Origin of the sequence: Microcystis aeruginosa LEGE 91341 (genome assembly GCF_015206885.1) — a bacterium.
Classification (GTDB): Bacteria; Cyanobacteriota; Cyanobacteriia; order Cyanobacteriales; family Microcystaceae; genus Microcystis; species Microcystis aeruginosa_H.
Genome location: NZ_JADEXY010000190.1, coordinates 1 through 6,121, shown reverse-complemented (window position 1 = coordinate 6,121; position 6,121 = coordinate 1). Strand labels below are relative to the sequence as shown.

At 40.2% G+C, this 6,121-nt stretch carries 6 protein-coding genes and 1 pseudogene; all 7 read left to right on the top strand.

Going from position 1 to position 6,121, the window contains the following annotated elements:
- A pseudogene (locus tag IQ234_RS19435) lies at positions 1–109 on the top strand (IS5/IS1182 family transposase); the annotation flags it as partial.
- A 30-nt stretch (positions 110–139) separates the two neighbouring features.
- Positions 140–928 carry a hypothetical protein gene (locus IQ234_RS19430; protein WP_193958289.1) on the top strand — a complete coding sequence of 263 codons (789 nt, stop codon included), beginning with the start codon at positions 140–142 and terminating at the stop codon, positions 926–928.
- 58 nt (positions 929–986) lie between these two features.
- Positions 987–2,240, top strand: coding sequence for a glycosyltransferase (locus IQ234_RS19425; RefSeq protein WP_193958288.1), 1,254 nt, complete (start codon positions 987–989; stop codon positions 2,238–2,240).
- Between the two features lie 140 nt (positions 2,241–2,380).
- Positions 2,381–3,850, top strand: a complete 1,470-nt coding sequence (locus tag IQ234_RS19420; RefSeq protein ID WP_193958287.1) for a class I SAM-dependent methyltransferase — start codon at positions 2,381–2,383, stop codon at positions 3,848–3,850.
- Positions 3,851–3,944: 94 nt separating this feature from the next.
- Entirely contained in the window at positions 3,945–4,067 is a 123-nt protein-coding gene (locus IQ234_RS21665) for a hypothetical protein (RefSeq protein WP_265578488.1), read from the top strand.
- A gap of 35 nt (positions 4,068–4,102) precedes the next feature.
- Complete coding sequence (locus IQ234_RS22030) at positions 4,103–4,258, top strand: hypothetical protein (protein WP_416209688.1); 156 nt, start codon at positions 4,103–4,105, stop codon at positions 4,256–4,258.
- A gap of 106 nt (positions 4,259–4,364) precedes the next feature.
- Positions 4,365–5,753, top strand: coding sequence for a cation:proton antiporter (locus tag IQ234_RS19415; RefSeq protein ID WP_193958286.1), 1,389 nt, complete (start codon positions 4,365–4,367; stop codon positions 5,751–5,753).
- The last annotated feature ends 368 nt before the right edge of the window (positions 5,754–6,121 follow it).

The following is a 6,121-nucleotide window of genomic DNA, read 5'->3' as shown; positions in this document are numbered from 1 at the left end:
ATCATCAAGATATAGGAATCGGAGACGGCGTTTTGGTCTGAGATTTAATTTAATCGCTGGCATTTACAACTATGAACTTGCTTTAGGCTATCATCAAGTAGCTGAATAAGACTTTTGCAGGAGGTCTAAAGTTGAAGAAATGGTGGAGGCACTGGGTAAAGTTCAAATTCCTGAAGTTCGTAAACTATTAATTGAGCAGGGTTTAGAACAAAGCAAGAAGTTTTCTTGGGAAAAAATGGCTGATACAATTGCAAATTGTATTCAGAAAACGGCCAAGCATCTGAAACAGGAAAGGCAAACTTCTAGCACCTCTATTTGGGAAGAATTTAGAACCATACAATCCCAATATCAACGAGCTTTACTGTCAAAAAGTGTCTGCGATCAAGAAAATAAGTCACTAACGCAAGACACAGAGATAAGAAGTTACGCGATAGAACATTCTCAAGAAACTAGCAATCAAGATGACTTTGCATCCTGCACGATATCTGTTAATAGTGAGGCATTAATGAATCAAGAAATTTATCAATTAAGTGAACAGATTCAACAAAAACAGCAGCAACTCGCAGTGGCTAATACTGAGTTGTTGTCCATAAAATCAAGCAAAGCTTGGAAACTTCGGACTGCTTGGTTTAGTTTCAAACAAGTATTTTTGCCTCTTAGCAGTTTAATAGTAGGTTTAAGTTTAATAATTCTAGTCAATTTAATTTACACTTACCCACCTATATCAAATATTGTCAGTGGACTGTATTCTCTTCATGATAAATTTTGGAGTTGTTCTGGGATAAATTTAATAGCAATTAGCTTAATATTAGGAATTGTTGGAAATTTAGGATTTATAGACTCCCAGAAATTGCGAATAATTAGAAGCATAATTGTCATATTAGGACTAATTATGCTAGTCATTGATCAAATCTATAGTTTATCATGACAACAATGTTTTATTGTAAATTTTCCGTGTTTTTATTCTTTAAAAGTAGTGTGAGTCTATGTTGATATATATTGTTATTCCATGTTTTAACTCAGAAGGCTATCTCCACCAATGCTTGAGTAGCGTCTTGCTGCAAGAGGGAGATTTTAATCTTCATGTTCATATTCAAGATGGACTATCTAAAGATTCAACCCTCTTGATCGCAAAACAATGGCAAGCTTTAGTATCCGAAAATACAATTAATGGTTTTTCAAAAATTACAGTAACAATAGATTCACAAGCAGATGAGGGTATCTATGATGCTCTTGCCAAAGGATTTTCCCAAATCCCTAGCACCGAAAATATTATAATGACTTGGCTGGGCAGTGATGATCTTTTGACTAATGGTAGTCTAGCAACCGTGAGTAAAATTTTCCGAGATCATAAAGAAATTTCTTGGTTGACAGGAAAGTCACAAACGATAGACTCAAATGGATGCTTATTTTCTCCTTGGAAAAAAATTTACTTTTCTCGGTATAGCGTAATTATGGGATTGCACGAAGGAAGAACTTTCGGTTTTATTCAGCAAGAAGGGACTTTTTGGCGTTATGAACTTTACCAAAAAATAGGAGGTATTGATACAAAATATAAGTATGCTGGTGACTTTGATCTTTGGAGAAAATTTGCCTGTCTTGAAAATATCTACTCCTTAGATGTACCTTTAGGAATTTTTCGTTATCGACAGGGACAAACATCAAGCAATCGGGAGAGCTATTATCAAGAAGTGGCATCAATCAAGGAAAATAATAATTTGATTATGATTTATGATGAACTAAATCTTAACAATTTAAATGAATATTTATATTCCTACTCAATAGAGAAGTACACCACATCAGAAGACCATACAATAATCAAAGAAATTAATTCTTATTTCATAATCAAACAGGGTTTTAGCTCTCAGATGGATTCTCTACCTGAAAAGGGAATTTTTGCGCCCTATTATTGGACTCTTGGTAAACAATCAGTTTTTTCATTAGACGTATTTGGATTACCAATAGTGTATTCCATCACTTTAAAAGTTCGCAATTTTCACAATAATCAAACCTTGACAATCTATAACAATCAAAAAAAATCTCTAGGTATATTCAAATTACATGACAATTTTAATCAAATTCAATTTGTGACATTTTCTTGTGATTTTGCATCGGGGGATACTACTTTAATCCTAGAGTTAACTCAGGCTTTAGAAAGTTCGTCAGAGCAGGAACCATTAGGCATTTTACTGGAATCTCTACATTTTCTCCCGATCGAATATTTGTTAACAGAAAGTTAGTCTATAGATTAGAGCAATATCAAGTAACTTTTCGTAGCGGCGAATTACAATATCCTGTTATGTCGTTAGGGAAAGACCAACTAATTTATATCTATCTCAAAATACTATACAATCTACAGCGTAAGGCGCAAGTAAATTCTATGAACTCTAAAGTCTGTTGGTGCGGAAATCAAAATTTGCAGGAATTTTCCTCTAATTACAGTCTTTGTTCTCAGTGTGGAACATTGGTACTCAATCAGGATTTAACCCTTGACGAAATTCGGGTTAAAAATGATCGAGATGAATTTTATAGTAAAAAATACTGGTTATCCTATCAAACTGACGAATATGGTTATCCCGATATCCGTCAACGTTCACGACAGGATTTACCCGAAAGATGTCTGTACTGGTTACATACTCTCATGGCTTATACCCTACCCCCGGGCAAAGTTTTGGAGTTGGGTTGCGCTCACGGTGGTTCGGTCGCTTTGATGAAATGGGCCGGATTTGATGCGTTAGGACTAGAGTTAAGTCCTTGGGTGGTGGATTTCGCTCACCAAACCTTTGATATTCCCATGTTGTTGGGACCGGTAGAAGATCAAAAGCTAGAAACTGGTTCTTTAGATGCAGTTGTTATGTTCGATGTTATCGAACATTTACCCGATCCCGTCGCCACCATGAGTCATGTAGTGTCTCTCTTAAAAGAAGAAGGCATATTAATTATTCAGACACCGAATTATGTAGAAGGGTATTCCTATTCGGAAATGTTGGCCGACAATGATAGTTTTTTAGATCAGTTGAAACCACAAGAACATACTTTCCTCTTTAGCCATCGATCGATCACTAATTTTTTGAGAAATTTGGGCTTTGATTTTGTGGTTTTCGAGCCGCAGTTCTTCAAGTATGATATGTTTTTTGTCGCCAGTCGTCATCCCATTGCCCGCAATACTGACGAACAAATTAGCCATAATCTTTTAAAACGGCCTTCTGGTCGTCTAATTCTCTCTTTATTAGACCAATCGAAAACTTTAAACCAACTAACGCAAAAATATCAGGAATCGGAACAAGATCGTCAAGAACGACTGCTAGTAATTCAGGAATACAGTCAAAAAAATTCTTGGTTACAATCCCAACTAGATAATAGTGTGGAGAGCTTAAACCAATCCCAGGCACAATTAGAGCAAACCCGTTCCGAATTGGCACAATCCCAAGCGCAATTAGAGCAAACCCGTTCCGAATTGGCACAATTCCAAGCGCAATTAGAGCAAACCCGTTCCGAATTGGCACAATCCCAAGCGCAATTAGAGCAAACCCGTTCCGAATTGGCACAATCCCAAGCGCAATTAGAGCAAAACCGTTCCGAATTGGCACAATCCCAGGCGCAATTAGAGCAAAACCGTTCCGAATTGGCACAATCCCAGGCGCAATTAGAGCAAAACCGTTCCGAATTGGCACAAAAAACAGTTAATCTGGAAGAGGCCTCTAGACAAGTTCAAGATTTTCAGCAGTCTCAAAAGCAACAACTCCAAGAGGAACTCGCTCGTACAGAACAAGTTCTAGAGGAAACCAAACAAGAAATTACCGCCATGAAAACCAGTAAATTCCTGAAACTGAAAGCTATATTCTCCTAAAATTTTCCTAAACTGTCCCTAGACTGATGATTTCCTCCTTTCCCCTCCCCAGTTCCTTAAACTACAGTCGCATCCGTCTCGACATCTTGTTGATATGAATGCTCTCCCCATAGAGAAGAAAAATCAGGCTCCCTATCGTTCTCCACATCCCCGTCCAATGCACGCTTGCCGTCATGATGGCGACACAGCGAGCGCAGTTGGTACGGCATCTAAGTAACACAAAATAAGCATCTTGTCAAGGGGTCTGCAAAAATTATTTTCCAACCAGCGGAAGAAGGGACGGGCGGTGCTAAAGCGATGATTGGGGCGGTAGTTCTGAAAAATTGGGATATGGAGTCAACTATTAGCTATTTTGCCCCCTATTCATCGATAATAGCAAGTCTGACAATTTATCTGAACCTCATCTAGCCACGGCTGAACCCTCGTAGAAGTTGGACAAGGGGCAAAGTTTAATAGGGAATCACTGAATAGGCCGCCAGCTTGTTAGAGTATTGGGAGTAATTTTGAGCGAGCGATGATACTACAGCCTTTCCTTTCTTCCGCTTGGAGTCCTAATATTCCCCTGTTAGCCTCGGCAGCTAAAGCCGAAACTGCTGATAGTGCCTTAGTTTTAGCCTGCGTGCTGCTGAGTTTGACCGTTATTTATTTCGCCTGTAAACTGGGGGGAGAAATATGCGTCCGATTCAACTTGCCTCCAGTGTTAGGAGAATTAGTCGGTGGCGTGATTATCGGGGTTTCTGCCCTAAAATTACTGGTTTTTCCGGAAGGAGGGGCGGGATTCGAGGATTCTTTGCTAATTCATTTCCTACAATCCACGTCATCCCTCACCCCGGAGCAATCTCCCGCCGTTTTTAGTGCTGCCAGTGAGGTGATTTCCGTCCTCTCGGAATTGGGGGTAATTATCCTGCTGTTTGAGATCGGTTTAGAATCAGACTTGCAGGAATTAATTCGCGTCGGTCCACAGGCAGCTGCTGTCGCAGTGGTGGGGGTTGCGGTTCCCTTTTTGGTGGGTACTTTGGGTTTAATCTATATTTTCCATCTGGCCAGCATTCCCGCTATTTTTGCCGGGGCAGCTTTAACCGCTACCAGTATCGGCATTACCGCCAAGGTTTTAGCAGAAATAGGGCAGTTATCGGCGAAAGAAGGTCAAATTATTATCGGGGCTGCGGTTCTCGATGATATTCTCGGTATTATCGTTCTCGCTGTCGTTGCTTCTTTGGTGAAGACCGGAGAAGTGCAAATTAGCAAAGTAATTTATCTAGTTATTAGTTCTAGCACTTTTGTGATCGGGGCGATCTTGATCGGTCGTTTTTTAAGCCCCTTTTACGTTCAATTAGTTAATAGCATGAAAACTAGGGGACAATTGCTCTTAGTTTCCCTGATTTTCGCCTTTATTCTTGCCTATATTGCCCAAGTTATCCAATTAGAAGCGATTCTCGGTTCCTTTGCTGCCGGCCTAGTCCTAGCAGAAACGGAAAAGCGATCGGAATTGGCAGAACAAGTGTTCCCGATCGCCGATTTATTTGTACCGATATTTTTCGTCTGTGTGGGGGCAAAAACCGATTTAAGTGTCCTTAATCCCGCTATTCCCAGCAATCGAGAAGGATTAGTCTTGGCCGCTTTCCTAATTGTCGTCGCTATTTTTGGTAAAGTGGTGACGGGGTTGGCCGTTTTAAGTAAGGAAAAACTCAATCGCTTGGCGATCGGAGTTGGCATGATTCCCCGGGGTGAAGTGGGTTTAGTCTTTGCCGGAGTCGGGGCTGCTAGTGGCGCTTTATCCCCCGCTACCGATGCAGCCATTATTATGATGGTGATCTTGACTACCTTTATCGCTCCGCCCCTGTTAAGGTTAGTATTTAAAGAACCCACCGCCAGCCCTCAATCAGTGAGCAGTGAGCAGTAAGTTAGGAGCGGGTCGTCGGTTGTCAGTAGTTAGGAGTCAGCTTTTATTTAGGGTGTGCTGAAAAAGTTTTTTGGTGGGGTTAAGGAGTCAGTAGCCGGTCGTCAGGAGTCAGGAGTCGGGAGTTTCAGGCTTTGTTGCCCTCTCTTTTTGTACCAATTTTGTACTAAAATAAGGATAATGCAAGGTTTTTGAGAGTCCCAATCCGATTTTCGCAGCATGAACATCGGATTTTAACAGGTCAAAAGCCTTATTTTAAAAGGGTTTTACCATTATTCAGCAAGCCCTATTTATTCTCCCAAATCTGGCACTCTCTTCTCCCCATCCCCCCCCACTTCCCAATTCATAATTTATAATTCATAGTTTATAAT

Excerpts from the sequence above, each read along its gene's own strand:
- IQ234_RS19430 (WP_193958289.1), top strand. The coding sequence starts at position 140 with ATGGTGGAGGCACTGGGTAAAGTTCAAATTCCTGAAGTTCGTAAACTA.
- IQ234_RS19425 (WP_193958288.1), top strand. The coding sequence starts at position 987 with ATGTTGATATATATTGTTATTCCATGTTTTAACTCAGAAGGCTATCTC.
- IQ234_RS19420 (WP_193958287.1), top strand. The coding sequence starts at position 2,381 with ATGAACTCTAAAGTCTGTTGGTGCGGAAATCAAAATTTGCAGGAATTT.
- IQ234_RS21665 (WP_265578488.1), top strand. The coding sequence starts at position 3,945 with ATGAATGCTCTCCCCATAGAGAAGAAAAATCAGGCTCCCTATCGTTCT.
- IQ234_RS19415 (WP_193958286.1), top strand. The coding sequence starts at position 4,365 with ATGATACTACAGCCTTTCCTTTCTTCCGCTTGGAGTCCTAATATTCCC.